Raw genomic sequence first — 25,497 nt, forward strand, 5'->3', positions numbered from 1 at the left:
CCTTTGCACGGGCCAGGACGACTGATGCGCAGCCGTCCCGGACAGGGACGCATCGCGGAACTCAGGCCATGCCCGCCGTGACCTTGCTGTAGCCGCCGTCCACGTAGGTGATCTCGCCGGTGACGCCCGCTGCCAGGTCGGACAGCAGGAAAGCGGCGACGTTGCCCACGTCCTCGATCGTCACGTTGCGGCGGATCGGCGCGGCCGCAGCCACGGCCGAGAGCATCTTGCCGAAGTCTTTGATGCCGCTGGCCGCCAGTGTCTTGATGGGGCCGGCCGAAATGCCGTTGGCGCGCAGGCCACGCTGTTGGGAGCCCAGCGATTCGGCCAAGTAACGCACCGAGGCTTCCAGCGAAGCCTTGGCCAGGCCCATGGTGTTGTAGTTGGGCACCACGCGCTCGGCGCCCAGGTAGGTCAGCGTCAGCGCAGCGGCCTTGTCATTCAGGTAGGGCAGGGCCGCCTTGGCCATGGCCGGGAAGCTGTAGGCGCTGATGTCGTGCGCGATCTTGAAGCCTTCGCGGCTCAGACCTTCGAGGAAGTCGCCCGCGATCGCCTCGCGCGGCGCGAAACCGATGGCATGGACGAAACCATCGATCTTGGGCCAAGTGGCCGACAAATCCTTGAACAGGTTCTCGATCTGCGCGTCATCGCCCACGTCGCAATCGAAGATCAGTTTGGAGCCGAATTCGGCGGCGAACTCGGTGATCCGGTCCTTGAAGCGCTCGCCCACGTAGCTGAAAGCCAGTTCCGCGCCTTGAGCGTGGCAGGCCTTGGCGATGCCGTAGGCGATGGATCGATTGCTCAGAACGCCGGTGATGAGCAGCTTCTTACCGGTCAGAAAACCCATGGTTCTTCTCTCCTGTGGAATTGAGGGCAGTGTCTGTTGTGAGATCGGGCAGCACAACCGCAGGTTGATCACGTGATTCGTTGCGGGGTGCACTGAACGTAGTGCAGAATTGTCGCATGCGGTTTTGGCTGATTCTTCTTTTGTGGGCCTTTGGCACCCCGGCCTGGGCAGCCCACGGTTATGCGCTCTGGGGTGACTTGAAGTACCCGCCTGGCTTCGCGCACTTCGACTATGTCAATCCCGACGCTCCCAAAGGGGGCGAGTTGCGGATGGTCAGCAATCTGCGCTACTCGACCTTCGACAAGTACAACCCCTACACCATCAAAGGTTCGCCGCCCGCTTACCTGGCACAGCTGATCTTTGAAACTTTGCTCGTCGGTTCCATGGACGAGACCGCGTCTGCCTATGGCTTGCTGGCAGAGAGCGTGGACGTGCCGAAAGACCGTTTGAGTGCCACCTTCCGCTTGCGGGCCGAAGCACGCTTTCACAACGGCAAGCCCGTGGAGGCGGCAGACGTCAAACACAGCTATGAGACACTGATTGGGCCTTATGCCCAGCCCAGTTACGCGACGCTGCTGCACGAGGTCGTGGGCGTGGATGTGTTGGACGCCCGCACGGTGCGTTTCCGCTTCAAGGTACCCAACCGTGAATTGCCACTCATCGTTGGCAGCCTACCAGTCTTCAGCCGCGATTGGGGACGCCAGGCCGACGGCAAGCTCAAACGCTTTGACGAGGTCGTGGTGGACACCCCCATCGGCAGCGGACCCTACCGCATCGGTCCGGTCAGTTTCGGGCGCGACATCACGTACGTTCGCGATCCGAGTTACTGGGGTGGCGCGCTGAATGTGAACCGGGGTTCCAACAACTTTGACCGCATCACCGTCAAGATATACAAGGACAACACGGCGCGGCTGGAAGCCCTCAAGGCCGGAGAGTTCGACTTCATGACCATCTACTCGGCGGGCGATTGGGCGCGTCGCATCGATGGCAAGTTGTTTCGACAAGGCGTGTTGGTCAAGAAGGAGCTGGCGCACCAGCTTCCCGCAGGCTTCCAAAGTTATGTGTTGAACACGCGCCGTCCCCAGCTGAAGGACGTCCGTGTCCGGGAGGCACTGGGCTTGGCCATTGACTACGAATGGATGAACCGCCAAATGTTTTACGGCGGTTACCCACGAGTGCAAGACCTGTTTGGCAACACGGCGTGCCAAGCCACTGGCGCTCCGGATTCCAAAGAACTTGCCTTGTTGGAGCCATGGCGCGGCAAGGTGCCCGACACCGTGTTTGGCCCCATGTACAAGCCACCGACGACCGACGGGGAAGGCCAATCCTTGCGCAACAACCTGCGGCGCGCGCGGCAGTTGTTGGCCGACGCAGGCTGGATCTACCGCGATGGGGCTCTGCGGGACAGCCAAGGGAACCCCATGGTGCTGGAGTACCTTGACAGCCGAGAGAGCGGTCTTCGAGGCGTGACACCCTGGGCACGTAACCTGGAAAAGTTGGGCATCTCCCTGCGTTTCGTCACCGTGGATTTCGCCTTGTACATGCAACGGTTGGACAAGTTTGATTTCGACATCATCACGCTCGCCTACCAGGGCACCCACAACCCTGGCCAGGAGATGCTGGAAATTTTCGGAAGCCAGGGGGCGGACGTGGAGGCCTCCAGCAACCATTCAGGCGTCAAGAGTCCGGCGGTGGATGCACTGGTCACCGCCATGACGCGCGCACGCGATCAGGCGGAATTGCTGCCGGCCTGTCGTGCTCTGGACCGGGTGATCATGCACAGCCACTACCTGATCCCCCAGTGGACCCTGCTTTCCCATCGCATGGTGTACAACCAGCAGCGGCTGGCCTACCAGGAACCCATGCCACCATACGCGAAGGCGGAGGAGTGGCTGATGTCCTCCTGGTGGTTCCTACCGACGCACTGACTTTGCCGCCATGTTCGCCTACATCGTCAAACGCCTTCTGCTGATGCTGCCCACCTTGCTGGGCGTTCTGCTCGTCACCTTCGTGGTGATCCAGTTCGTGCCTGGCGGACCGGTCGAGCAGTATCTGGTGGAGGCCCGCTCAGCGGCAGGACGAGGTGGCGTGGAGTCAGGTGGCATCAGCTACCGGGGCAATCAGGGCGTGGCGCCTCAACGCCTCGAAGAGATCAAGGCTTTGTATGGCTTTGACAAGCCCGCCCATGAGCGCTTCTGGCAGATGTTGGTGCAGTTCGCGAGTTTCGATTTGGGGCGCAGCTTCTTTCAAAACAAGGAGGTCTGGGATCTCATCGTCGAGAAACTCCCAGTCTCCATCAGCCTGGGCCTCTGGACTTTTCTGATCAGTTACCTCGTGGCCGTGCCCCTGGGCGTGGCCAAGGCGGTGCGCGCGGGATCGCGGTTTGATCTTGTCTCGACGCTGATCGTCCTCGTGGGCTACGCCATCCCGGGCTTTGTGCTGGGCGTGGCCTTGCTGGTGATTTTCGGCGGGCAGCTGCAGTGGTTCCCGCTGCGCGGGCTGACGTCGCCCAACTGGGAGGAATTGTCCTGGGGAGCGCGCATCGTGGATTACCTCTGGCACATCACGCTGCCCGTGACGGCGATGGTGCTGGGCAGTTTCGCGGTCACGGCCATGCTGACCAAGAACGCTTTCCTGGAAGAAATCCGCAAGCAATACGTGCTCACGGCACGTGCGAAGGGCCTGACCGAGCGGCAGGTCCTGTGGAAGCACGTCTTTCGCAACGCCCTGATCCCGATCGTGACGGGCTTTCCCGCAGCCTTCATTGGTGCTTTTTTCACCGGCTCGCTGTTGATCGAAACCTTGTTCTCGCTCGATGGCCTGGGGCTGCTCAGTTACGAGAGCGTGATCCGTCGCGACTATCCCGTGGTGCTGGGCACCTTGTACCTGTTCACCCTGATCGGCTTGGTCACCAAGCTTGTCAGTGACCTCTGCTACGTGTGGGCGGACCCTCGCGTGAAGTTTGACTAAGCCCATGCCATGACTTCAGTCGGCAACGAACCTTCTACACCGCCCAACACTCGCCTGATGGCGAAGAAGCACGCCAAGCCTGTGCAAGGACCGGCCGGAGCGCCTGTGTCTTTGTCACCTTCACGCCGAGCCTGGCTGCGTTTCCGGCGCAACCGCCTGGGCTTCTACAGTTTGCTGATCTTCGCCACGCTGGTACTGATTAGCCTAGGCGCCGAGTTGATCAGCAATGACCGGCCGCTGATCGTGCGCTACGAAGGGCAGACCTACTTTCCCATGGTGAAGGACTACCCCGAGACCACCTTTGGGGGAGACTTCGAAACGCCCACCGATTACCTCGACCCTTTCATCAAGGAGCGCCTGAGCGCGGGTGACAACTGGGTGCTCTACACCCTGAACCCCTACGGACCGAACACGCTCAACTACTTCGCCAAGTCGCCCAATCCATCCGCCCCCACGCTGGACAACTGGCTGGGCACGGACGATCGAGGCCGCGATCTCCTGGCGCAACTGATCTACGGCTTTCGCGTCAGCGTGCTTTTTGCGCTCGCGCTCACCGTCACAGGCGTGGTGCTGGGGGTGCTGACGGGGGCCATTCAGGGCTTTTTCGGTGGGAGGACCGACTTGGCCTTTCAGCGCTTCATCGAGATCTGGAGCGCCATGCCTGAGCTTTACCTGTTGATCATTTTCAGCGCCGTCTTCACGCCCAGTGTGGCGTTGCTGCTGATCCTGCTCAGCCTGTTTGGCTGGATGGGCTTGTCCGACTACGTGCGCGCCGAGTTCCTACGCAACCGCCAGCTTGACTATGTGCGAGCGGCGCGCGCACTCGGCTTGTCGCATGCCCAAATCATTTGGAGGCACGTGCTGCCCAACAGCCTGACGCCCGTGGTGACCTTTCTGCCCTTCCGCATGAGCGCGGCCATCCTCGCCTTGACCTCGCTCGATTTCCTGGGCCTGGGCGTTCCACCTGGCACACCCTCGCTGGGCGAGTTGCTGGCCCAGGGCAAGAACAGCATCGACGCCTGGTGGATTTCCCTGTCCACGTTTGGCGTGCTGGTGCTGACCCTGCTGTTGCTGACCTTCATGGGCGATGCATTGCGTGATGCCCTCGACCCCCGCAAGCGGGATGTCAGCCCATCCGCACCCGCGCAGCCCCGGAAGGCGGTCGCATGACGGTGTTGTTGCGAGCCCGAAACTTGCAGGTCGCCTTTGACGACAAAGTGGTCGTCCATGGGATTGACTTCGACATCGCGGCTGGTGAGAAGGTTGCCCTGGTCGGGGAGTCCGGCTCGGGCAAGACCGTCACGGCCTTGAGCCTGCTGCGCTTGCTCGGCGATGCGCGCGTGGAAGGCTCGGTGCATTTCACGGGCGGCGAGGGCGGTGCAGGTGAGCCGGTGGATTTGCTGCGTCTGGGCGACCGTGCCCTGCGGGGTGTGCGCGGTCGCGACATCGCGATGATCTTTCAGGAGCCCATGACGGCCCTGAATCCGCTCTATCCCATCGGAGACCAAATCGCCGAAGTGCTGCAGGTCAAGGTGGGTTTGAGCCGCAGGGCCGCCTGGGCTCGCGCCGTGGATCTTTTGGCGGACACGGGCATCGCCGAACCGGCGCGGCGGGCGACAGCCTATCCGCACCAGCTCAGCGGTGGTCAGCGCCAGCGCGCCATGATTGCCATGGCCCTGGCTTGCCAGCCGCGCCTGCTGTTGGCCGACGAGCCAACGACCGCGCTGGACGTCAGTCTGCGTGGACAAATCCTGGACCTGCTGGACGACCTGCAGCGCAAGCACGGCATGGCCGTGTTGATGATCACGCATGACTTGAACCTGGTGCGCCGGTTCTCCCAACGCGTCATCGTGATGGAAAGCGGCCATATCGTGGAGCAAGGCGCGGTGGATGCGGTGTTCGGCAGTCCACAACACGCCTACACCCGCAGCCTGATCGCGAGCAGACCGCAACGCGATGTGCCGGACACCGCGCCCGATTCCGACGCCGAGACGAGCCTCCTGCTGGAGGCCCGCGGCTTGCGGGTGCGCTATCCGGTGGCACGCCCGGGCTGGCGCGGCTGGTTCGGGCGCGGGGAGTTCGTGGCTGTGCATCAGGTCGATTTCGAACTGCGGGCGGGCCAAACCCTGGGCGTGATTGGGGAATCTGGCTCGGGCAAATCCACCCTGGCACTTGCCGCCTTGGGGCTCTTGCCCCTCCAGGAGGTGAGCGGCGAACTGCGTGTCCTAGGTCAAGTCTGGAGCAAAAAACAGAAAGAAAACAAGGATTTAAGAAGCCAAGTTCAAGTGGTTTTTCAAGACCCGTTTTCCTCGCTGTCCCCGCGCCGCACGGTCGAAGAGATCGTGGGCGAGGGCTTGGGCGTGCACATGCCAGAGTTGGACGCGGCCGGGCGCCGCGCCCGGGTCACTCAGGTGCTGGCCGAGGTTGGCCTGGATGAACGGCAGTTCCCCGGCTTTCTCCAGCGCTACCCCCACGAGTTCTCTGGCGGCCAGCGCCAGCGCATCGCCATCGCGCGGGCTTTGGCGGTGCGACCGCGCCTGCTGGTGCTGGACGAGCCCACCAGCGCGCTGGACGTGAGCATCCAGAAACAGGTGCTGGAATTGCTGCAGCGTCTGCAACGCGAGCATGGCCTGGCCTACCTGCTCATCACGCACGACGTGGACGTGATCCGCGCCATGGCCCATGACGTGCTGGTCATGCAGGCTGGACGCGTCGTCGAGGCCGGTCCGGCGCTGGCCTTGTTGGATGCTCCCCACGACCCCTACACACAAGCCTTGGTAAAGGCCGCAGCCACACCTTGATAAACGCCAGGGAGACAAGCGCGGCCGCCGCTAGCGCAACCTTCCGAGGTCGAGGCCAGCCTCAGTCATGGCGATGGTCATGCGTACAACAGTGCGCCTGAGCTTGTGCGTGACGCGGCTGCGCATCAACGGAGGTGCCATGTCGCAGTTCCGTGCGTGCCTGGCGCATCACCAGCCAGCCACCATGCAGGGCCAGTGCGGCCATGAGGGAGGCGACCACCAGGTCAGGCCAGGCCGAACCCGTGCCGAAGACGCCCAGCGCCGCCAGCATGACGGCGACGTTGCCGATGGCGTCATTGCGCGAACATAGCCAGACACTGCGCATATTGGCATCGCCCTCCCGAAAGGCGTAGAGCATGGCGGCGACCGCGACGTTCACCGCCAGGGCCAGCGCGGCCACGACCCCCATCGTCAAGGCCTCGGGGATGTCGCCATGCCAGATGGACCAGAGCGCGTGGCACAGGACATAGAGGCCAAACCCCATCATGGAGAGCGATTTGACTAAGGCCGCTCGGGCCCGCCAATGCAAGGCGGCGGTTAACACGGCCAGCGAGACCCCGTAATTCAAGGCATCCCCCGCGAAATCGACCGCGTCTGCGAGCAAGGACAGGGAACCGGCATGGATGCCTGCGGCGATCTCCAAAGCGAACATGCCGGCGTTGAGCACCAGTGCCACCCAAAGGATGGCTTGGTAGCGTGCAAGGTGGGTGATCTGGCCAGGGCTCAAATCGTGGTCATGGTGGCAGTGAGCAGACATGGATATTTCTCCTGTGCATGCATTGAAAACCCTGAAGTTGCTACAGTGTCAAGCGCCGAGTAAGGAGGCGTCGCATGCAAATCAAGGCTTTGGCCGCCGCCACGGGTGTCGACGTGGAAACCATCCGCTATTACGAGAAGCAAGGCCTGCTTCCCGCGCCAGCACGGCGGGACAACGGTTACCGCGACTACCAAATCGCCCATCTAGAACGGCTGGCCTTTATCCGTCACTGCCGTGCCCTGGACATGCCCTTGGTCGATGTCTCACGCTTGCTGGGTTTCATCGACCAAACCTCGGACGAGGAAGGAGCGGGCGCTGGCGCGGGCGCGGTGGACGCCCTGGTGGCCGAGCAACTCAGCCGGGTGCGCGCCCGTCTTAAGAGCATGCAAGCCCTGGAAAAGCAACTGCTGCAGCTGCAATCGCGTTGTGACGGACGCCATGAAAACGGTCATTGCGGCATCCTGAACGATCTCGTGGCCGCCGCCCATGGCGAGGCCTGTGCCTGCCATGCTCAACCGGGTTGAATCGACCGCTCGCCACCGGCAAAATCCGGGCCAGGCCTTGGTTTTGAGCCGAATTTCGGCTACAATTCGGTGCATCTAGACCAACGGGCGGATACCAACCGCCCGTTTTTATTTGTCCCGTCACAAGTGTGCATGCCGCATGTGGCACGCCTTGGCCCCAGCGCCAAGGCCGCCGACGGGATGGCGCATCACATTCGGACAAGGACAAGATCAAGTTGACGCTGCAAGAGATTGCCGAACAAACCGTGACCGGACTCGGTTACGAACTGGTGGAGATTGAACGCTCCGCCGGGGGGCTCTTGCGCATCACGATCGATTTGCCCTGGACCGCGGGCCAACCCGAGCAGTTCGTGAACGTCGAGGACTGCGAAAAGGTCACTCGTCAATTGCAGTATGTGCTGGAAGTCGAGGGCATTGAATACAAGCGTTTGGAAGTTTCGTCGCCCGGCATCGATCGGCCGCTGCGGCACGAACGAGATTTCGAGCGTTTTTTGGGCCAGGTGATCGACGTCACACTCAAGGCTCCCATCGGCGAAGCCGCTCGGAGCACGGAAGGCGTAGCGGCGGGTGCCAAGGTCTCGGCGAACCGCAAGAAGTTCCGCGGCACGCTGGAGAGGACGGCCGACGGCGGCTGGCAGATCGTCTGGAGCGATGAGCCAGCGCCCAAACCCGGGCAGCGCGTGAGCAAGAAGCGTGAGCCAGCGCCACTGCAAGCCCTTGGGTTCACGCTGAATGAGCTGCGCGAGGCCAGGTTGGCGCCAGTCGTGAATTTCAAAGGCCGTGGCGCGGTCGACGCTTGAGTCGGGTCACGCGATAAAGAATTGGTTGAGGTTTTGAAGTGTTGAAGGGGATTCAGAAATGAGTTCGATCAAGAACAGCGAATTGTTGATGTTGGTGGAAGCCATCTCGCGCGAGAAGAATGTCGAGCGCGACGTGGTGTTTGGCGCGGTCGAGGCCGCGCTCGCGCAGGCCACCAAGAAGCTCTACGAAGGCGACGTGGACATCCGCGTGGCCGTGGACCGTGACACCGGCTTGTACGAAACTTTCCGCCGCTGGCACGTGGTGCCGGATGAAGCTGGCCTCCAATTGCCCGACCAGGAAATTCTGCTGTTCGAGGCCAAGGAGCAAATCCCCGACATCGAGGTCGATGAGTACATCGAGGAAGCCGTGGAGTCCGTGCCCATCGGCCGCATCGGCGCCATGGCCGCCAAGCAGGTCATCTTGCAGAAGATCCGTGACGCGGAGCGCGAGATGCTGCTCAACGACTTCATGTCTCGTGGCGAGAAGATCTTTGTCGGCTCCGTCAAGCGCATGGACAAGGGCGATCTGATCGTGGAAAGCGGTCGAGTCGAAGGTCGCCTCAAGCGCAATGAAATGATCCCCAAGGAGAATTTCCGCGCGGGCGACCGCGTGCGCGCCATGATCATGGAAGTCAACACCGAGCAGCGCGGTCCGGCGATCCTGTTGTCCCGCTCGGCGCCCGAGTTCATGATCGAACTCTTCCGGCAGGAAGTCCCGGAGATCGAGCAGGGCTTGTTGGAGATCAAGAGCTGTGCTCGCGACGCGGGCAGCCGCGCCAAGATCGCCGTGCTCTCGCATGACAAACGCGTGGACCCGATCGGCACCTGCGTGGGCGTGCGCGGCGCACGCGTCAATGCCGTCACCAACGAGTTGGCGGGCGAGCGCGTGGACATCGTGCTCTGGAGTGAAGACCCGGCGCAGTTCGTGATCGGCGCGCTGGCTCCGGCCAATGTGTCGTCCATCGTCGTGGACGAAGAAAAACACGCCATGGACGTGGTGGTCGACGAAGAAAACCTGGCCATCGCCATCGGTCGCGGCGGACAGAACGTGCGCCTCGCTTCCGAGCTGACCGGCTGGAAGATCAACATCATGGACGCCGCCGAGTCGGCCCAGAAGCAGGCAGACGAGACGACCACGCTGCGCAAGCTCTTCATGGAAAAGCTGGATGTGGACGAGGAAATCGCCGACATCCTGATCACCGAGGGTTTCACCAGCCTCGAAGAAGTGGCCTACGTTCCGCTGCAGGAAATGCTGGAGATCGAGGCCTTCGACGAGGACACCGTCAACGAGTTGCGCGCTCGCGCGAAGGACGCGCTGCTCACGCTCGAGATCGCCCGTGAGGAGAGCGTGGACGAGGTCTCTCAAGATCTGCGCGATCTGCAATTCCAGGGCAAGCCGCTGGGTGCCGACGTGATCGCCAAGCTGGCCGAAGGCGGCGTTCACACGCTTGACGATCTGGCCGATTTGGCCATCGACGAGTTGACCGCGATCACGGGCCAGAGCGAGGATGACGCGAAGGCCTTGATCCTCAAGGCGCGCGAGCATTGGTTCGCGGACGAAGCGGCTTCGTCGGGGGCTTCTTCATAAAGGCCTGACCGTTGGATGATCCATCCTTTCTCTACCAAGAGAACACCATGAACTCACAGTATTAACTTGAAGGCCGGCGCTCCTTGCGCTGGCGGCGCACGAGAAACAAAACAGCCGCCGCCTTGCGTAAAGCACCGGGCCGTAAACCAGGGTCACACACCATGTCCAGCACCACCGTCGCCGAGTTCGCCGCCGAACTCAAGAAACCGACCGACACCTTGATCGAGCAACTCAAAGCCGCTGGCGTCAACAAAAACGCCGCCGCCGACACCTTGACCGACGCTGACAAGCAGCGTCTGCTCAGCCACCTGCAGGCCAGCCATGGCACGGCGGCCCCCGAGCGCAAGAAGATCACCCTGACGAAGAAGTCCACCACCGAGATCAAGCAAGCGGATGCGACGGGCAAGGCGCGCACCATTCAGGTGGAGGTGCGCAAGAAGCGCACTTTCGTGCGCCGCGAGGACGGCGAGAACGAAAGCCAGGCCGAGACCGAAGTGCCGGTTGCGGAGGAAATCGCACCAGTGATCCCCTCCGCGCCCGTGATCGACGAAGCAGAACTGACACGTCGCCAGGAAGAGGCGCGCCGTCAAGCCGAGCTGATCCGCCGCCAGGAAGAAGAATTGGCCGAACGCCGTCGACAGCGTGAAGAGCAGGAGGCTCAAGAACGGGCCGCAGCAGCTGCGGCCGAAGCCGCCGCTGCGCAAGCCGCGGCACAGCAGTTGGCGGCGGCGACGCCTCAGCCGCCCGCGGCCGTGGCCGTGGCCGTGGACCAGGCCGCTGCCCGCGCTGCCGCGCAGGCGGCCAAGGAACAGGCGACCGCCCAGGCTCGTGCCGCAGAAGAAGCGGCGCGCGCCGACCTCGAAGCGCGTCGTCGCAAGGCCGAAGCCGAGGCCGCCGCCATCCGCACCATGATGGCCAGTCCGGCCAAGAAGGCGCCCCCTCCGCCGCCGAAGAAGGAAGAAGCCCCGGCTGCCAAGAAGGGCACGCTGCACAAGCCCGCCAACGCGAATGCGAGTGGAACGGCCGCCGCGCCCAAGACTGGCGCTGCGGGTGCAGCGAAGCCGGGTGCGCCCAACGCGCCAGGTAAGGAAATCAAGTCCGCTAAGTTGTCGTCCAGCTGGGCGGGCGATCCGGCCAAGAAGAAGGCCATCCCGACCCGTGGCGACTCCAGCGGCGGCGTCGGTCGCGGCAGCTGGCGCAGCGGCCCGCGCGGCGGCAAGCGCGGTCATGACCGCGAAGAAGTACAAGCTGCATCCGCTCCCCAAGAGGCGCGGGTGCTCGAAGTGCATGTGCCCGAAACCATCACCGTGGCCGAGTTGGCTCACAAGATGGCGGTCAAGGCCAGCGAAGTCATCAAAGTGTTGATGAAGCTGGGCCAGATGGTCACCATCAACCAGCCGCTGGACCAGGACACGGCCATGATCGTGGTCGAGGAAATGGGCCACAAGGCCATCATCGCCGCGCTGGACGATCCGGAAGCGTTCACCGAAGAAGAAGCATCGGCTCACCAGGCTGACGCGCTGCCGCGCGCTCCGGTGGTCACCGTCATGGGCCACGTCGACCACGGCAAGACTTCGCTGCTGGACTACATCCGCCGCACCAAGGTCGCGGCGGGCGAGGCGGGCGGCATCACGCAGCACATTGGCGCTTACCACGTCGAGACGCCGCGCGGCATGATCTCCTTCCTCGACACCCCGGGTCACGAGGCGTTCACCGCAATGCGGGCGCGTGGCGCCCAGGCCACGGACATCGTCATCCTGGTCTGCGCCGCCGACGACGGCGTGATGCCGCAGACCAAGGAAGCCATCAAGCACGCCAAGGCAGCCGGGGTTCCGATCGTCGTGGCCATGACCAAGGCCGACAAGCCCGAAGCCAATATCGAAAAGGTCAAGGCCGAGCTGGTGGCCGAGGAAGTCGTGCCCGAGGACTTCGGCGGCGATTCACCCTTCGTGGCCGTGTCGTCCAAGACCGGCATGGGCATCGACGAACTGCTGGAGCAAGTGCTGCTGCAGGCCGAAGTGCTGGAGCTGAAGGCGCCAGTTGACGCCGCCGCCAAGGGTTTGGTCATCGAAGCGCAGTTGGACAAGGGCCGCGGCCCCGTCGCCACCGTGTTGGTGCAATCGGGCACGCTCAAGGCGGGCGACGTGGTGCTGGCCGGCCAGACCTATGGCCGCGTGCGCGCCATGCTGGATGAGAGCGGTCGCAAGATCGACAACGCGGGTCCGTCGATCCCGGTCGAAATCCAGGGCCTGACCGAGGTGCCTCAGGCGGGCGACGAATTCATGGTGCTGACCGATGAGCGTCGCGCCCGCGAGATCGCGACCTATCGCGCTGGCAAGTTCCGGAACACCAAGCTGGCCAAGCAACAGGCCGCCAAGCTGGAGAACATGTTCTCCGACATCGCCGCTGGCGAGGTCAAGATGCTGCCCATCATCGTCAAGGCCGACGTGCAAGGCTCGCAGGAAGCGCTGGCCGCATCCCTGCTCAAGCTCTCGACCGATGAAGTCAAGGTTCAGCTTGTGTACGCCGCCGTGGGTGGCATCAGCGAGTCGGACATCAACCTGGCCATCGCCTCCAAAGCCGTGGTCATTGGCTTCAACACACGTGCCGACGCGGGCGCGCGCAAGCTGGCCGAGGGCAATGGCATCGATATCCGCTACTACAACATCATCTACGACGCCGTGGACGAGTTGAAGGCGGCCATGTCGGGCATGCTGGCGCCGGAGAAGAAAGAAGAAGTCATCGGCATGGCCGAGATCCGCACCGTCTTCGTTGCTTCCAAGATCGGCACCGTCGCGGGTTGCATGGTCACCTCGGGTCACGTCACGCGCAGCGCGCATTTCCGCCTGCTGCGCGACAACGTGGTCATCTACACGGGCGAACTGGACTCCCTCAAGCGCATGAAGGACGATGTGCGCGAGGTCAAGGAAGGCTTCGAGTGCGGTATCAAGCTCAAGAACTACAACGACATCAAAGAAGGTGATCAGTTGGAGTTCTTCGAGGTCAAGGAAATCGCGCGCACCCTGTAAGCGTCAGAGGCGAAGACCCCCATGCCAGCGAAGAAGTCCCCCATCAACCGCGGTCACAAGGTCGCCGATCAGATCCAGCGCGATCTGTCGGAGTTGATCGCGCGCGAGCTGAAGGACCCTCGCGTCGGCATGGTCACGCTGCAGGGCGTGGAGGTCACTCCGGACTATGCCCACGCCAAGGTCTACTTCAGCGTGCTGATCGGAGAGCCCCAGGAAACCCAGGACGCGCTGAATCAGGCGGCGGGCTTCCTGCGCAACGGCCTCTTCAAGCGTCTGCACATCCACACGGTGCCCACGCTGCATTTCGTGTTCGACCGCACCACCGAGCGCGCGGCCGACATGAACGCCTTGATCGCCAAGGCAGTGGCGTCCCGTGCGAAAGACGACGAGGTCTAACCCGGCATGAACGCTCCACGTGCACGGGTCGTGAGGCGCCCCGTGCATGGGGTGCTGTTGCTGGACAAGCCGCTGGGTCTGTCCAGCAATCAGGCCTTGCAGAAGGCCAAGTGGTTGCTGCGCGCCGAGAAAGCAGGGCACACGGGAACGCTGGACCCGCTGGCCACCGGCGTGCTGCCGCTGTGCTTCGGCGCCGCCACCAAATTCAGCCAGCTGCACCTGGACGCCGACAAGACCTACGAGACCACAGTGCGCCTGGGCGTGAAGACCAGCACCGCCGACGCGGAGGGAGAGGTGGTCGCCACGCGTCCCGTGCGTTGCACGCCTGGCCAAGTGGTCGAGGTGCTGGACCGCTTCATGGGGCCGATCCATCAGGTGCCACCCATGCACAGCGCGCTCAAGAAGGATGGCAAAGCCCTCTACGAATACGCCCGGGATGGCGAGACGGTGGACCGCAAGCCGCGCGAGGTCGTGATCCACGAACTGGAGCTGCTGGACATGCAGCTTCAGGGGGATGCCCCGTTCCTGCGCCTGCGCGTGCTGTGCAGCAAGGGCACCTACATCCGCACCCTCGGCGAAGACATCGGCGAGGCACTGGGCTGCGGTGGTCACCTGGTCGCGCTGCGCCGCGTCGCCACCGGGCCGTTTGACGAGTCCCAATGCATCGACCTTGCGGCCCTTGAAGCGATGGAGGAGGTTGGGCGTCATCGTGCGTTGAGGCCCACCGAGATCCTGCTCGATGGTCATGTGGCCATCACGCTGGATGCGGAGAATGCCGGACGTTTCCTGTCCGGCATGCGCCGCCGGGGCGCCTGGCCAGACGCGCCGCGCGCGGCCGTGTTCGGCCCGGCCCCTGTCAAAGATGCAGCACCGCTGGCGCTGCTCGGCACCGCCCACGTGAAGGCCAGCGAACTGATACCGGGACGACTGTTGAGTCCCATCGAAATTCAACAGATTCTGGAAACCCAAGCACAACCGCAATCATGAGTACCAAGCAAATCCGCAACATCGCCATCATCGCCCACGTGGACCACGGCAAGACCACGATGGTTGACCAACTCCTGCGCCAGTCGGGCACCTTCGCCGAGCACGAAAAGGTGGTCGACACCGTGATGGACAACAACGCCATCGAAAAGGAACGCGGCATCACCATCCTGGCCAAGAACTGCGCCGTGAGCTGGGGTGGCACGCACATCAACATCGTCGACACCCCCGGCCACGCGGACTTCGGTGGCGAAGTCGAGCGTGCCCTGTCCATGGTGGACGGCGTCCTGCTGCTGATCGATGCCCAGGAAGGCCCGATGCCGCAGACCCGCTTCGTGACCAAGAAGGCGCTGGCCCTGGGCCTCAAGCCCATCGTGGTGGTGAACAAGGTGGACAAGCCCGGTGCCAACCCCGACAAGGTGGTCAATGCCGCCTTCGACCTCTTCGACAAGCTGGGTGCCAACGACGAGCAACTGGACTTCCCCGTGGTCTATGCCTCGGGCATCAATGGCTGGTCGTCGCTGACCGAGGGTGCGCCAGGCGAGCAATGGGGCCCTGACATGTCGGCCCTGTTCGAGACCGTGCTCAAGCATGTGCCGGCGCAGAAGGGCGATCCGGCCGCGCCGCTGCAGTTGCAGATCTCCGCGCTGGACTTTTCCTCCTTCGTCGGCCGCATCGGCGTGGGCCGCGTGAGCCAGGGCACGATCAAGCCGGGTATGGACGTGCTGGTGATGGAAGGTCCGGACGGCAAATCCACCAAGGGCCGCATCAATCAGGTGCTGACCTTCCAGGGCCTGGATCGTGTGCAGGCCCCGGAAGCCGGCCCTGGCGACATCGTGCTGATCAACGGCATCGATGAAATCGGCATCGGCGTGACCGTGACCGATCCGGTCAAGCCCGCGCCCCTGCCCATGCTCAAGGTCGACGAGCCCACGCTGACCATGAACTTCTGCGTCAACACCTCGCCGCTGGCGGGCCGCGAAGGCAAGTTCGTGACCAGCCGCCAGATCTGGGATCGCCTGCAGAAAGAACTGCAAAGCAACGTCGCCCTGCGCGTCAAGGAAACCGACGAAGACGGCGTGTTCGAGGTCAGCGGTCGCGGTGAATTGCACCTGACCATCCTGCTGGAGAACATGCGCCGCGAAGGGTATGAGCTGGCCGTCGGCAAGCCGCGCGTGGTGTTCAAGGACATCAATGGAGAACGTCATGAGCCCATCGAGTTGGTGACGGCCGACATCGAAGAAGGCCATCAGGGCGGCGTGATGCAGGCCCTCGGCGAACGCAAGGGCGAGCTGGTGAACATGGAGCCGGACGGCCGTGGCCGCGTGCGCCTGGAGTACCGCATTCCGGCGCGTGGCCTGATCGGTTTCTCCAACGAATTCCTGAACCTGACGCGTGGTTCGGGCCTGATCGCCAACATCTTCGACAGCTACGAACCGCACAAGGGTGAGATCGCCAGCCGCAAGAACGGCGTCCTGATTTCCATGGACGACGGTGAAATCTTCACCTACGCCCTGGGCAAGCTGGACGACCGCGGCCGCATGTTCGTCAAGGCCAATGATCCGGTGTACGAAGGCATGATCGTCGGTATCCACAGCCGCGACAACGACCTGGTGGTCAATGCCACGCGCACCAAGCAGCTGACCAACTTCCGTGTCAGCGGCAAGGAAGACGCCATCAAGATCACCCCGCCCATCGATCTCACGCTGGAATATGGCGTCGAGTTCATCGAGGACGATGAATTGGTGGAGATCACGCCTAAGAGCATCCGCCTGCGCAAGCGCTTCCTGAAAGAGCATGAACGCAAGCGCGCTTCACGGGAATGACCCCCCTGAGCCGCTCCGCGGCTTCCCCCCTGAACGCCAACCTTCGGTGGCAGGGGGGACGCACCCAGTGGCCTGGCAAAGCCAGTTCCACGGGTGCCCCCGTCTGAACATTGGCACTCCTTCCATACCTATGCGTTTGACCCATCGCAAGGCCGTTTGGCTGATGTTGGCCGTGACCCTGATGTGGTCCATCGCGGGCCTCGTTTCGCGTCAGCTCACGCACGCTCACGGCCTGGAAGTCACTTTCTGGCGCAGCTTCTTCACCGTCCTCACGCTGCTCGCCATCCTGCCGCTGTGGCAGGGCAGGGGCGTGTTTCGGCACATCCCATGGCGCGATACCTCCCTCTGGCTATCGGGTGTGTGCTGGGGCATCATGTTCACCGCCTTCATGTTCGCGCTGACCCTGACCACGGTGGCTAACGTGCTGGTCACCATGGCCCTGGGGCCCTTGTTCACGGCCTTGATGGCGCGCTTCGCGCTTCGCCACAAGCTGCCCGTGCGCACCTGGGTCGCGATTGTCGTGGCGGGAGCGGGCATCGTGTGGATGTACGGCGCGCAACTGAATTTCGGGAAAGCGGCAGAAGGTGGGTCTGACGGGCTCTTGATAGGTTCATTGATCGCGCTGATCGTGCCCATCGCAGGCTCCGTGCAGTGGACGGTGGCACAACACCAGTCCCGGCGGGTTGCGACGGACAAGACTGCAGCGGAGATTGGACTGGTGCCTTCCGTGTTGATTGGTGCGATCTTGTCGTCCTTGGTCACCTTGCCCTTGACGTTGCCTTGGCAAGCTGACGTCACGGACTTGGGCTGGCTGGGTTTGCTGGGCGTGGTGCAACTGGGCATTCCCTGTGTTCTGGCGGTCTTCTGCGCGCGCGTGCTCAAGGCGGCTGAGCTGGCGCTGCTGGGCCTGCTGGAGGTGATCTTCGGCATTCTCTGGGCCTGGCTGGGCGCGGGAGAGGCCCCCGGCGCGAACGCGTTGACGGGTGGCCTGCTGGTCATCGGCGCACTGGCCGCGAACGAGGCTCTGGGTTGGGCCCAGCAGAACAAGGACAAGCGAAATGACAGCCCCCCACCTTCCATCTTGTCCTGAACTTCTGCTGGAGGTGCGCGGCGCTCTTGGCTGCATCACGCTCCATCGGCCCCGGGCGCTCAACGCGCTGTCGCTCCCCATGGTGCGCGCGCTGACCCAGACCTTGCACGTCTGGCGCGATGATCCGACCATTCAGGCCGTGGCCATCCGCGGGCAGGGCAAGGAAGGGCCCTTCGGCGCTTTCTGCGCGGGCGGTGACATCCGCTTCTTTCACGGAGCTGTCTTGCGCGGGGACGCCGAGGTGGAGGATTTCTTCACCGAAGAATACGCGCTCAACCATCTGATTCACCATTTTTCTAAGCCCTACATCGCCTTCATGGACGGTGTCGTCATGGGCGGTGGCATGGGCATTGCGCAGGGTGCTTCTCTGCGCATCGTGACGCCACGCACGAAGATGGCCATGCCCGAGACCCACATCGGACTGTTCCCTGACGTGGGTGGCGGCTGGTTCCTGGCACGCTGCCCCCAACGCGGGGGCGAATGGCTGGCGCTGACCAGCGACGCCATCGGCGCAGGCGACGCACTGGCCTTGAAACTGGCCGATGCCTGCTTTGATCCGGCTCGCCTGCAAAACGCCTGGGATGCGCTGGCTGGACTATCTGCCTTCGATGGCGACACCCTCCAGTCTTGGTGCTCGGCGTATGCAAGCGCGGCGCCGGAAGCGGCCTTGCCGCTGGACACGATCGCGCGTTGTTTTGATCAGCCCACTGTGCTGGACATCGTGCATGCCCTCGAGAAGAAAACGGGTTGCAACGAGCCTCAGGCCAGCTGGGCTGAGGCCACCCGCCAGGCGCTGCGCAGCCATTCGCCGCTGATGTTGGAGGTCACCTTGGCGCTGATTCGCCGCGGTGCCAGCATGGCCCTGGCCGATGAGCTGCGCTTGGAACGCGACATGGTGCGGCATTGCTTCAACACGCGACATCTGGGCCGGTACATGGACCAGACTGAAACCATGGAGGGCATCCGCGCCCTGGTCGTTGACAAGGACCGCGCGCCGAAGTGGAATCCCGCGCGGCTTGAGGATGTGTCACCGGAGATGGTGACGGGCTTTTTTGTATCGCCCTGGCCCGCGCACGCGCACCCTCTCAAACATTTAAGCTGAGTCGGCTTCGAGCCGGCTACCAGCGGGCGGCTGACCGCGCCGCCCATGACCGATCACAGCTGCTGGTAAACCGCCTGAGCCAGGCGCAACAACTGCTCACGGCTCAAGGTGCCAGAAAGCGCATACGCTTGCGCTCCATCGATCCAGTAGAAACTCGGCACGGGGCCATCCGCGCTGTAGCGGAATTCGACCGTCGCATCCTCCGCCAGACGGACGGGGCGCTGGCCCAGGTACAGGGTCACGCGCTCGCCACCGGCGTTCTGGTACATGAATTGGGCCCGAGCACCGTCGTCGCCGGGCAGCAGCCGTCCGCCCACCAGTTCGTATCCCAGCGCCTGCAATTGCGGCAGCTTCAAAGGTCGCCCCAGGCGTTTGGACAGCCATTGCACCAGATGCTCTTCCTGGTTTGCGGCGACCTCGACGGGATGGCGCTGCTCGGGGCTATAGACCGCGTGCGCGATCGCGGCCTGACGCACGAAATCCCGTGCCGGTGCTTGTTGGGCCAGCACAGCTGGCGAGGCTGGCAGCCACGCGGCGCGGCCGAACCAGCCAAGACTGAAGGCCAGCAACAGGGACGCGGCAAGGCCGCCCCAATGCCGCATCTGCTGCACTTGCAACTGCGCGCGCCGCACATTCTGCGCGGTACCTTGCAGTGTGGGTGGCAGTTCCTGGCTCAACAGGTCGGCGTGCAAGCCGCGCAGCGCCACGTGTTGCCGCTGCCAGGCTGTCCACCGCGCATGCGCGGTGGGCTGATGGGCCAAACGGGCCAGCAGAGCCGTGTGCTCATGCGGTTTGAGCCGCCCGTCGATCAAGGCGTTCAGCTCGTCGTCCGTGACAGGAAGGTCTTGGGGTGCGTCCATGGTGATCGTGATGCGCTGACGTGATGCGTCTACTTGAGCCGGCGCAGCGTGCCATGCCCCGCGACGGCCGAGCCAGAAGTGGATGTAGTGGGGCGAGGGGAGACTTCCATCAACTCCTGCATACGGCTGCGCGCCCGAGACAGGCGAGACATCACCGTGCCGACCGGCACCCCGGTGATCCGAGCTGTCTCCGAATACGTCATGCCCTCCAGCGTGACGAGCAGCAGCGTCACGCGCTGCTCGTGCGGCAACTGCAGCAGGCAACGCTGCAAGTCCAGGGCCTCGTCGCCGCCGCCCGTGGGCGCGGCGGGCTCCTGCTCGACCGCGTCCAGTTCCAATGGCGCTGGCCCCTGACGCAAACGCTGGCGGACCTGGCTGATGTAGAGGTTGTGCATGAGCGTGAACAGCCAGGCCCGCAAGTCGGAGCCCGCCAACCAGAGCCGCCACTTGACGCAGGCGCGCTCCAGCGCGTCCTGCACCAGATCGTCCGCGGCCCACGAGTCACCCGTGAGCGCGCGGGCGTAGCGCCGCATGGCCGGAATCTGCTCCGTCAACAGTCGGCGGTCCATGGCTTACACGGGGGACTGTTGGAGGTCACCACGCCGCGCTCAGGGGCGGGCGAGCTTCCAGACGTTGTTGAAACCATCGCCCGTGCGGTCACCCGGCTTGCTGTCCTTGACCCAAAAATACAAGGGCTTGCCCTTGTAGGCCCATTGCTTCTTGCCGTCGTCGCGGGTGATCACGCTGTAGTCGCCAGTGCCCTTGTCCATGTCGTTGGCCATCAAGGGGGGCCAATTGGTGGCGCAGGGCCCGTTGCAGACCGATTTGCCGCTGCCCATGGCGTCACGGTCGAAGGTGTAGAGGCTCATGCCATTGGGGCCGACCAAGGCACCATCGTTGACCTGGGCTGGCGTGGCGGCCATGGCTGCACAGCCAGCCAGCACAACGGCCAGGAAAAGAGCCGAAGGAGCACGGAAAAGGGATTTCATGGGGTCTCCAAAAAATGGCACAACAGCGTGCCTACCTGGATGAACGCCCTGGCCGGACCGTTTATTCCGTGAACCTGAAAAAAAACTCAGCGACTGCGCTGTTTCAGGGCCCGCTCTACCTCGCGCTTGCCTTCGCGCTCCTTGATGGTGTCTCGCTTGTCGTGCTCGGCCTTGCCCTTGGCCAGAGCGACCTCTGCTTTCACCTTGCCATTTTTCCAATGCAGGTTAAGGGGGACCAGGGTATGGCCTTTTTGCTCGACCTTGCCAATCAGACGGCGGATTTCGTCCTTGTGCAACAACAGCTTCTTGGTGCGCACCGCGTCGGGCCGGACATGCGTCGAAGCAGTTTTCAGCGGGTTGATCTGGCAACCGATCAGGAACAGCTCACCCTCCCGGATGACCACGTAACCATCCGTCAACTGCACCTTGCCCTCGCGCACGGCCTTGACCTCCCAGCCTTCGAGCACCATGCCGGCCTCGAAACGCTCCTCGATGTGGTAATTGAAGAGCGCCTTCTTGTTGTCGGCGATGCGGGCGGGGAGAGCGGTTTTCGCTGTTTTTTTCTTGTCGGTGGACATGCGTCTGTATGTGGGGCCTTCCGCGCAAAATTACAATCACGCGGCGGATCAGAAAGTAACCCCGCATTCTATGAAAACCGTGAAGAAGTCCGTCCTGATCTGGTTCAGCCCGCAGCAGATGTTCGATCTGGTCACGCGCGTGGCGGACTACCCGCAGTTTCTGCCCTGGTGCGACCGCGCCCGAGTGATCGAGTCGCGTCCCGATGGACTGACGGCCGAAGTCGGCATCGCCTTCAGCGGCCTGCATCAGGCCTTCACCACACGCAACACCCATCAAAGCGGCCCAGAAGGCAACAGCGTGCACATGACCTTGGTCGATGGCCCGTTTTCCCAGCTCGACGGACACTGGACCTTCACACCCGTGGGTGGCAGCGACGCGCATTGCAAGGTGGAATTGACGCTGGAGTACGGTTTCGCCAATGCCCTGCTGGGCAAACTGGTCGGCCCCGTGTTCGACAAGATTGCCGGCACCTTGGTCGACGCTTTCGTCAAGCGGGCCGAGCAGGTCTACGGCACGGCGTGAGGCAGGCGAACTGCGCTCCCGCATGAACACAACCATGCCCCAAAGCCAAGGGCCAACCCAAGGTCTCGCGCAAGATCACGTGCAGCCCCCAACGACCATCACCGTGGTCGTGGCCCATGCCCATGCACCGCGAAAGGTGCGCGAACAGCTCTTGAGCTTGCCCATCGGCGCCACCGTGGCGCAAGCCGTGGCCGCCTGCGATTGGCCCGAGTTCCCCGCGCACGACCTCGCCGCCCTGGCCACCAGCGGGGTGCTGGGCCTTTGGGGCCGCAAGACCACGCCCGAGCAGGTGTTGCGCGAGGGTGATCGAGTCGAGTTGTACCGCCCCCTGCGGGTGGACCCCAAAGTAGCGCGGCGCGAGCGCTTCGCCAGCCAAGGCAGCAAACGCGCCGGTCTTTTCGCGCAACGAAGGGCTGGTGCCAAAGCCGGTTATTAGGTTGAGGAACGCTGTGGCGGAACACCGCAGCGGTGGCGCACGAAGGGTTGCCCCGGGGCAACGCAGGCGCTTCTTGACCCACGCGCAGGCTCCCAAAGAACGCGCGGGTACAATGCTGTTTTTGGAGCCCTAGAACATGCGCCTTCTCGGTAAAGCGCTCACCTTCGACGACGTGTTGTTGGTGCCAGCGTACTCCCAGGTCCTGCCCAAGGACACTTCTCTCTCCACCCGCTTCTCCCGCAACATTGCCTTGAACCTGCCCCTGGTCTCCGCGGCCATGGACACGGTCACCGAGGCCCGCCTGGCGATTGCCATCGCCCAGGAAGGCGGCATGGGCATCATCCACAAGAACCTGACCGCTGCCGAGCAGGCCGCCCAGGTGGCCAAGGTCAAGCGTTACGAATCCGGCGTGCTGCGCGACCCGGTCGTGATCAACCCCAATGCCACGGTGCGCCAGGTCATGCAGTTGTCGGACCAATTGGGCGTGTCTGGCTTCCCAGTCGTGGACAACGGCAAGGTGGTCGGCATCGTGACGGGGCGCGATCTGCGCTTCGAAACCCGCTATGACCTGCCGGTGCGCGAAATCATGACACCGCGCGAGCGCCTGGTGACCATGCCCGACGGCACCACGCCGAGCGAGGCCAAGGCCCTGCTGAACAAGCACAAGCTGGAGCGTTTGCTGCTGGTCAACGACGCCTTCGAGCTCAAGGGCCTGATCACCGTCAAGGACATCACCAAGCAGCTCAACTTCCCCAACGCCGCGCGTGACGCGGCCGGACGCCTGAGGGTGGGTGCAGCGGTCGGAGTGGGCGAGGGCACGGAAGAACGCGTGGAAGCGCTGGTGAAAGCCGGAGTGGACGCCATCGTGGTGGACACGGCCCATGGTCACAGCAAGGGCGTGATCGACCGCGTGCGCTGGGTCAAGCAGAACTACCCGCAGGTGGACGTGGTCGGCGGCAACATCGCCACCGGTGCCGCCGCGCGCGCGCTGGTCGACGTGGGTGCGGACGCGGTCAAGGTCGGCATCGGCCCTGGTTCGATTTGCACCACGCGCATCGTGGCTGGCGTCGGCGTGCCCCAGGTCATGGCCATCGATGGCGTGGCCACGGCGCTGCAAGGCACGGACGTTCCGCTGATCGCCGACGGTGGCATCCGTTACAGCGGTGACATCGCCAAAGCGATTGCTGCCGGCGCGTCCACGGTCATGATGGGCAGCATGTTCGCTGGCACGGAAGAAGCGCCGGGCGAAGTCATCCTGTACGAAGGCCGCAGCTACAAGAGCTACCGCGGCATGGGCAGCATTGGTGCCATGCAACAGGGCAGCGCCGACCGCTACTTCCAGGAATCGACCGCCGGCAACCCGCAGGCCGACAAGCTGGTGCCCGAAGGCATTGAAGGCCGCGTGCCCTACAAGGGTTCGGTGGTCGCCATCCTGTTCCAGATGGCCGGCGGCGTGCGCGCGAGCATGGGCTACTGCGGCTGCGCCACGATAGAAGAGATGAAGAGCAAGGCCGAGTTCGTGGAGATCACCAGCGCGGGCATGCGCGAAAGCCATGTGCACGACGTGCAGATCACCAAGGAAGCACCGAACTATCGGGCGAATTAAGACGCCCTGAGACACCAGGCCCGAACCCCATCATGGTGTTCGGGCTTTCTGTTTTGAAAGTCATTTCAGTTCCAGCACCATGCAGCACCAAAAAATCCTCATCCTCGATTTCGGCTCCCAGGTCACGCAGCTCATCGCCCGGCGCGTGCGCGAGGCACACGTTTATTCCGAAGTCCACCCGTGCGACGTGACGGACGCGTGGATCCGCGACTACGCCAAGGACGGCACGCTCAAGGGCGTGATCCTGTCCGGCAGCCACGCCAGCGTCTACGAGGAAACCACGGACAAGGCCCCGCAGGCGGTGTTCGAACTGGGCGTGCCGGTGCTGGGCATCTGCTACGGCATGCAAGCCATGGCCCACCAGTTGGGCGGCAAGGTGGAAGGCGGGCACAAGCGCGAGTTCGGTACCGCCGATGTCCGAGCGCACGGGCATACCCAGCTCTTCAATGGCATCCAGGACTACGCCACGCCCGAGGGCCACGGCATGCTCAAGGTCTGGATGAGCCACGGCGACAAGGTGACGGAACTGCCGCCCGGCTTCAAGCTCATGGCCTCCACGCCCTCCTGCCCGATCGCGGGCATGGCCGACGAGCAGCGCGGCTTCTATGCCGTGCAGTTCCATCCGGAAGTCACGCATACGCTGCAGGGCAGGGCGATCCTGGAGCGCTTCGTGCTCGACATCTGCAAGACCCGGCCCGACTGGGCGATGGACGGCCACATCGACGAAGCCGTGGGAGCCATCAAGCGCCAAGTGGGCGACGAGGAGGTCATCCTGGGTCTCTCGGGTGGCGTGGACTCCTCCGTGGCGGCCGCGTTGATCCACCGCGCCATCGGTGACCAGTTGACCTGCGTGTTCGTGGACCACGGGCTGCTGCGCCTGAATGAAGGCGACATGGTGATGGACATGTTCGCGGGCAAACTGCATGCCAAGGTCGTGCGCGTGGACGCCAGTGCGCTGTTCCTGCGCGAACTCGCAGGCGTGAGTGACCCCGAGCAGAAGCGCAAGATCATCGGCCGCCTGTTCGTGGACGTGTTCAAGGCCGAGGCGGAGAAGCTCAAGGCCGCACGTCCGGGCTCGAAGGGCGCGACCTTCTTGGCCCAGGGCACCATCTACCCCGACGTCATTGAATCGGGCGGCGCCAAGAGCAAGAAGGCCGTGACCATCAAGAGCCACCACAACGTCGGCGGCCTGCCCGAGCAACTGGGCCTCAAGCTGCTGGAACCGCTGCGCGACCTGTTCAAGGACGAAGTGCGCGAACTCGGCGTGGCCTTGGGCCTGCCGCACGACATGGTCTACCGTCACCCCTTCCCAGGTCCCGGCTTGGGCGTGCGCATCCTCGGCGAAGTGAAGAAAGAGTACGCGGACCTGCTGCGCCGTGCCGACGCCATCTTCATCGAGGAACTGCGCAACTTCACCTGCCAAGAGGGTGGCGCGAATTTCGGCAAGACTTGGTACGAGCTGACCAGCCAGGCGTTCACCGTCTTCCTGCCGGTCAAGAGCGTGGGCGTGATGGGCGACGGCCGCACCTACGACTACGTCGTGGCCCTGCGCGCCGTGCAGACCAGCGACTTCATGACCGCCGACTGGGCCGAGCTGCCCTACGCTTTGCTCAAGAAGGTCAGCAGCCGCATCATCAACGAGGTGCGCGGCATCAACCGCGTGACCTACGACGTGAGCAGCAAGCCGCCGGCGACGATTGAGTGGGAGTGATTGAAACAGTCCAAACCATGGCTTGGTGACGCCAAGGGCTTGTTCCTGTTCGCTGGAACCGCGGTGGAAATGGTTTTGGT

At 63.5% G+C, this 25,497-nt stretch carries 23 protein-coding genes; 17 read left to right on the plus strand and 6 right to left on the minus strand.

What is annotated here, in order from left to right:
* Positions 1 to 61: 61 nt before the first annotated feature.
* Positions 62 to 847: an enoyl-ACP reductase FabI gene (gene fabI / locus ACLBKS_RS04040; RefSeq protein WP_410191519.1), complete on the minus strand. Its 786-nt coding sequence runs from the start codon at positions 845 to 847 to the stop codon at positions 62 to 64.
* A 116-nt stretch (positions 848 to 963) separates the two neighbouring features.
* Here fabI and ACLBKS_RS04045 point away from each other — a divergent pair, with 116 nt between their 5' ends.
* Genes ACLBKS_RS04045 through ACLBKS_RS04060 form a run of 4 tightly spaced genes read left to right on the plus strand, consistent with a single transcriptional unit; the run spans position 964 to position 6,618 of the window.
* The gene (locus tag ACLBKS_RS04045) at positions 964 to 2,775 is read left to right on the plus strand and encodes an extracellular solute-binding protein (protein WP_410191520.1); all 1,812 of its coding nucleotides are present in this window, start codon (positions 964 to 966) and stop codon (positions 2,773 to 2,775) included.
* 10 nt (positions 2,776 to 2,785) lie between these two features.
* On the plus strand, positions 2,786 to 3,817 hold the full coding sequence (locus ACLBKS_RS04050) for a microcin C ABC transporter permease YejB (RefSeq protein ID WP_410191521.1): 1,032 nt from the start codon (positions 2,786 to 2,788) through the stop codon (positions 3,815 to 3,817).
* Between the two features lie 57 nt (positions 3,818 to 3,874).
* Positions 3,875 to 4,987, plus strand: coding sequence for an ABC transporter permease (locus ACLBKS_RS04055; protein WP_410191920.1), 1,113 nt, complete (start codon positions 3,875 to 3,877; stop codon positions 4,985 to 4,987).
* Entirely contained in the window at positions 4,984 to 6,618 is a 1,635-nt protein-coding gene (locus ACLBKS_RS04060; RefSeq protein ID WP_410191522.1) for an ABC transporter ATP-binding protein, read from the plus strand. The genes ACLBKS_RS04055 and ACLBKS_RS04060 overlap by 4 nt, the downstream gene beginning before the upstream one ends.
* Positions 6,619 to 6,679: 61 nt before the next feature.
* On the opposite strand, the gene ACLBKS_RS04065 is transcribed toward ACLBKS_RS04060, so the two are convergent.
* The gene (locus tag ACLBKS_RS04065) at positions 6,680 to 7,375 is read right to left on the minus strand and encodes a cation transporter (RefSeq protein ID WP_410191523.1); all 696 of its coding nucleotides are present in this window, start codon (positions 7,373 to 7,375) and stop codon (positions 6,680 to 6,682) included.
* A 74-nt stretch (positions 7,376 to 7,449) separates the two neighbouring features.
* Here ACLBKS_RS04065 and ACLBKS_RS04070 point away from each other — a divergent pair, with 74 nt between their 5' ends.
* From ACLBKS_RS04070 to ACLBKS_RS04110, 9 genes are all read left to right on the plus strand, one after another.
* Complete coding sequence (locus ACLBKS_RS04070) at positions 7,450 to 7,899, plus strand: Cd(II)/Pb(II)-responsive transcriptional regulator (RefSeq protein ID WP_410191524.1); 450 nt, start codon at positions 7,450 to 7,452, stop codon at positions 7,897 to 7,899.
* Positions 7,900 to 8,114: 215 nt separating this feature from the next.
* The gene (gene rimP / locus ACLBKS_RS04075) at positions 8,115 to 8,699 is read left to right on the plus strand and encodes a ribosome maturation factor RimP (RefSeq protein WP_410191921.1); all 585 of its coding nucleotides are present in this window, start codon (positions 8,115 to 8,117) and stop codon (positions 8,697 to 8,699) included.
* Between the two features lie 58 nt (positions 8,700 to 8,757).
* Positions 8,758 to 10,287, plus strand: coding sequence for a transcription termination factor NusA (nusA, locus tag ACLBKS_RS04080; RefSeq protein WP_410191525.1), 1,530 nt, complete (start codon positions 8,758 to 8,760; stop codon positions 10,285 to 10,287).
* 161 nt (positions 10,288 to 10,448) lie between these two features.
* Entirely contained in the window at positions 10,449 to 13,316 is a 2,868-nt protein-coding gene (gene infB, locus ACLBKS_RS04085; protein WP_410191526.1) for a translation initiation factor IF-2, read from the plus strand.
* Positions 13,317 to 13,337: 21 nt separating this feature from the next.
* Positions 13,338 to 13,712, plus strand: a complete 375-nt coding sequence (gene rbfA / locus ACLBKS_RS04090) for a 30S ribosome-binding factor RbfA (RefSeq protein WP_410191527.1) — start codon at positions 13,338 to 13,340, stop codon at positions 13,710 to 13,712.
* 6 nt (positions 13,713 to 13,718) lie between these two features.
* Positions 13,719 to 14,699, plus strand: a complete 981-nt coding sequence (truB, locus tag ACLBKS_RS04095; protein WP_410191528.1) for a tRNA pseudouridine(55) synthase TruB — start codon at positions 13,719 to 13,721, stop codon at positions 14,697 to 14,699.
* Positions 14,696 to 16,522: a translational GTPase TypA gene (gene typA, locus ACLBKS_RS04100; RefSeq protein ID WP_410191529.1), complete on the plus strand. Its 1,827-nt coding sequence runs from the start codon at positions 14,696 to 14,698 to the stop codon at positions 16,520 to 16,522. Before truB ends, typA begins: the two co-directional genes overlap by 4 nt.
* Positions 16,523 to 16,652: 130 nt before the next feature.
* Complete coding sequence (locus tag ACLBKS_RS04105) at positions 16,653 to 17,612, plus strand: DMT family transporter (RefSeq protein WP_410191530.1); 960 nt, start codon at positions 16,653 to 16,655, stop codon at positions 17,610 to 17,612.
* Positions 17,581 to 18,714, plus strand: coding sequence for an enoyl-CoA hydratase/isomerase family protein (locus ACLBKS_RS04110; protein ID WP_410191531.1), 1,134 nt, complete (start codon positions 17,581 to 17,583; stop codon positions 18,712 to 18,714). Before ACLBKS_RS04105 ends, ACLBKS_RS04110 begins: the two co-directional genes overlap by 32 nt.
* 53 nt (positions 18,715 to 18,767) lie before the next feature.
* On the opposite strand, the gene ACLBKS_RS04115 is transcribed toward ACLBKS_RS04110, so the two are convergent.
* The 4 genes from ACLBKS_RS04115 to smpB form a co-directional block, all read right to left on the minus strand.
* On the minus strand, positions 18,768 to 19,574 hold the full coding sequence (locus ACLBKS_RS04115; protein WP_410191532.1) for an anti-sigma factor family protein: 807 nt from the start codon (positions 19,572 to 19,574) through the stop codon (positions 18,768 to 18,770).
* 29 nt (positions 19,575 to 19,603) lie between these two features.
* Positions 19,604 to 20,143, minus strand: coding sequence for an RNA polymerase sigma factor (locus tag ACLBKS_RS04120; protein ID WP_410191533.1), 540 nt, complete (start codon positions 20,141 to 20,143; stop codon positions 19,604 to 19,606).
* A 39-nt stretch (positions 20,144 to 20,182) separates the two neighbouring features.
* The gene (locus tag ACLBKS_RS04125) at positions 20,183 to 20,563 is read right to left on the minus strand and encodes a hypothetical protein (protein ID WP_410191534.1); all 381 of its coding nucleotides are present in this window, start codon (positions 20,561 to 20,563) and stop codon (positions 20,183 to 20,185) included.
* Positions 20,564 to 20,649: 86 nt separating this feature from the next.
* The gene (smpB, locus tag ACLBKS_RS04130) at positions 20,650 to 21,141 is read right to left on the minus strand and encodes an SsrA-binding protein SmpB (protein ID WP_410191535.1); all 492 of its coding nucleotides are present in this window, start codon (positions 21,139 to 21,141) and stop codon (positions 20,650 to 20,652) included.
* A gap of 70 nt (positions 21,142 to 21,211) precedes the next feature.
* On the opposite strand from smpB, the gene ACLBKS_RS04135 reads away from it, so the two are divergent.
* The 4 genes from ACLBKS_RS04135 (at position 21,212) to guaA (ending at position 25,417) form a co-directional block, all read left to right on the plus strand.
* Positions 21,212 to 21,664, plus strand: a complete 453-nt coding sequence (locus tag ACLBKS_RS04135; RefSeq protein ID WP_410191536.1) for a type II toxin-antitoxin system RatA family toxin — start codon at positions 21,212 to 21,214, stop codon at positions 21,662 to 21,664.
* A gap of 34 nt (positions 21,665 to 21,698) precedes the next feature.
* The gene (locus ACLBKS_RS04140; protein ID WP_410191537.1) at positions 21,699 to 22,100 is read left to right on the plus strand and encodes an RnfH family protein; all 402 of its coding nucleotides are present in this window, start codon (positions 21,699 to 21,701) and stop codon (positions 22,098 to 22,100) included.
* A 136-nt stretch (positions 22,101 to 22,236) separates the two neighbouring features.
* Positions 22,237 to 23,706 (plus strand): IMP dehydrogenase, encoded by a 1,470-nt coding sequence (guaB, locus tag ACLBKS_RS04145; RefSeq protein ID WP_410191538.1) that lies wholly within the window; start codon positions 22,237 to 22,239, stop codon positions 23,704 to 23,706.
* A 79-nt stretch (positions 23,707 to 23,785) separates the two neighbouring features.
* A complete protein-coding gene (gene guaA, locus ACLBKS_RS04150; RefSeq protein WP_410191539.1) occupies positions 23,786 to 25,417 on the plus strand; it encodes a glutamine-hydrolyzing GMP synthase in 1,632 nt (543 codons plus the stop codon).
* Positions 25,418 to 25,497 lie beyond the last annotated feature (80 nt).

Origin of the sequence: Hylemonella sp. W303a (genome assembly GCF_046452315.1) — a bacterium.
Classification (GTDB): domain Bacteria; phylum Pseudomonadota; class Gammaproteobacteria; order Burkholderiales; family Burkholderiaceae_C; genus Hylemonella.

Bases quoted from the DNA above. Each gene is read 5' to 3' on its own strand.
- fabI (WP_410191519.1), bottom strand. From the start codon at position 847: ATGGGTTTTCTGACCGGTAAGAAGCTGCTCATCACCGGCGTTCTGAGC.
- ACLBKS_RS04045 (WP_410191520.1), top strand. From the start codon at position 964: ATGCGGTTTTGGCTGATTCTTCTTTTGTGGGCCTTTGGCACCCCGGCC.
- ACLBKS_RS04050 (WP_410191521.1), top strand. From the start codon at position 2,786: ATGTTCGCCTACATCGTCAAACGCCTTCTGCTGATGCTGCCCACCTTG.
- ACLBKS_RS04055 (WP_410191920.1), top strand. From the start codon at position 3,875: ATGGCGAAGAAGCACGCCAAGCCTGTGCAAGGACCGGCCGGAGCGCCT.
- ACLBKS_RS04060 (WP_410191522.1), top strand. From the start codon at position 4,984: ATGACGGTGTTGTTGCGAGCCCGAAACTTGCAGGTCGCCTTTGACGAC.
- ACLBKS_RS04065 (WP_410191523.1), bottom strand. From the start codon at position 7,375: ATGTCTGCTCACTGCCACCATGACCACGATTTGAGCCCTGGCCAGATC.
- ACLBKS_RS04070 (WP_410191524.1), top strand. From the start codon at position 7,450: ATGCAAATCAAGGCTTTGGCCGCCGCCACGGGTGTCGACGTGGAAACC.
- nusA (WP_410191525.1), top strand. From the start codon at position 8,758: ATGAGTTCGATCAAGAACAGCGAATTGTTGATGTTGGTGGAAGCCATC.
- infB (WP_410191526.1), top strand. From the start codon at position 10,449: ATGTCCAGCACCACCGTCGCCGAGTTCGCCGCCGAACTCAAGAAACCG.
- rbfA (WP_410191527.1), top strand. From the start codon at position 13,338: ATGCCAGCGAAGAAGTCCCCCATCAACCGCGGTCACAAGGTCGCCGAT.
- truB (WP_410191528.1), top strand. From the start codon at position 13,719: ATGAACGCTCCACGTGCACGGGTCGTGAGGCGCCCCGTGCATGGGGTG.
- typA (WP_410191529.1), top strand. From the start codon at position 14,696: ATGAGTACCAAGCAAATCCGCAACATCGCCATCATCGCCCACGTGGAC.
- ACLBKS_RS04105 (WP_410191530.1), top strand. From the start codon at position 16,653: ATGCGTTTGACCCATCGCAAGGCCGTTTGGCTGATGTTGGCCGTGACC.
- ACLBKS_RS04110 (WP_410191531.1), top strand. From the start codon at position 17,581: ATGACAGCCCCCCACCTTCCATCTTGTCCTGAACTTCTGCTGGAGGTG.
- ACLBKS_RS04115 (WP_410191532.1), bottom strand. From the start codon at position 19,574: ATGGACGCACCCCAAGACCTTCCTGTCACGGACGACGAGCTGAACGCC.
- ACLBKS_RS04120 (WP_410191533.1), bottom strand. From the start codon at position 20,143: ATGGACCGCCGACTGTTGACGGAGCAGATTCCGGCCATGCGGCGCTAC.
- ACLBKS_RS04125 (WP_410191534.1), bottom strand. From the start codon at position 20,563: ATGAAATCCCTTTTCCGTGCTCCTTCGGCTCTTTTCCTGGCCGTTGTG.
- smpB (WP_410191535.1), bottom strand. From the start codon at position 21,141: ATGTCCACCGACAAGAAAAAAACAGCGAAAACCGCTCTCCCCGCCCGC.
- ACLBKS_RS04135 (WP_410191536.1), top strand. From the start codon at position 21,212: ATGAAAACCGTGAAGAAGTCCGTCCTGATCTGGTTCAGCCCGCAGCAG.
- ACLBKS_RS04140 (WP_410191537.1), top strand. From the start codon at position 21,699: ATGCCCCAAAGCCAAGGGCCAACCCAAGGTCTCGCGCAAGATCACGTG.
- guaB (WP_410191538.1), top strand. From the start codon at position 22,237: ATGCGCCTTCTCGGTAAAGCGCTCACCTTCGACGACGTGTTGTTGGTG.
- guaA (WP_410191539.1), top strand. From the start codon at position 23,786: ATGCAGCACCAAAAAATCCTCATCCTCGATTTCGGCTCCCAGGTCACG.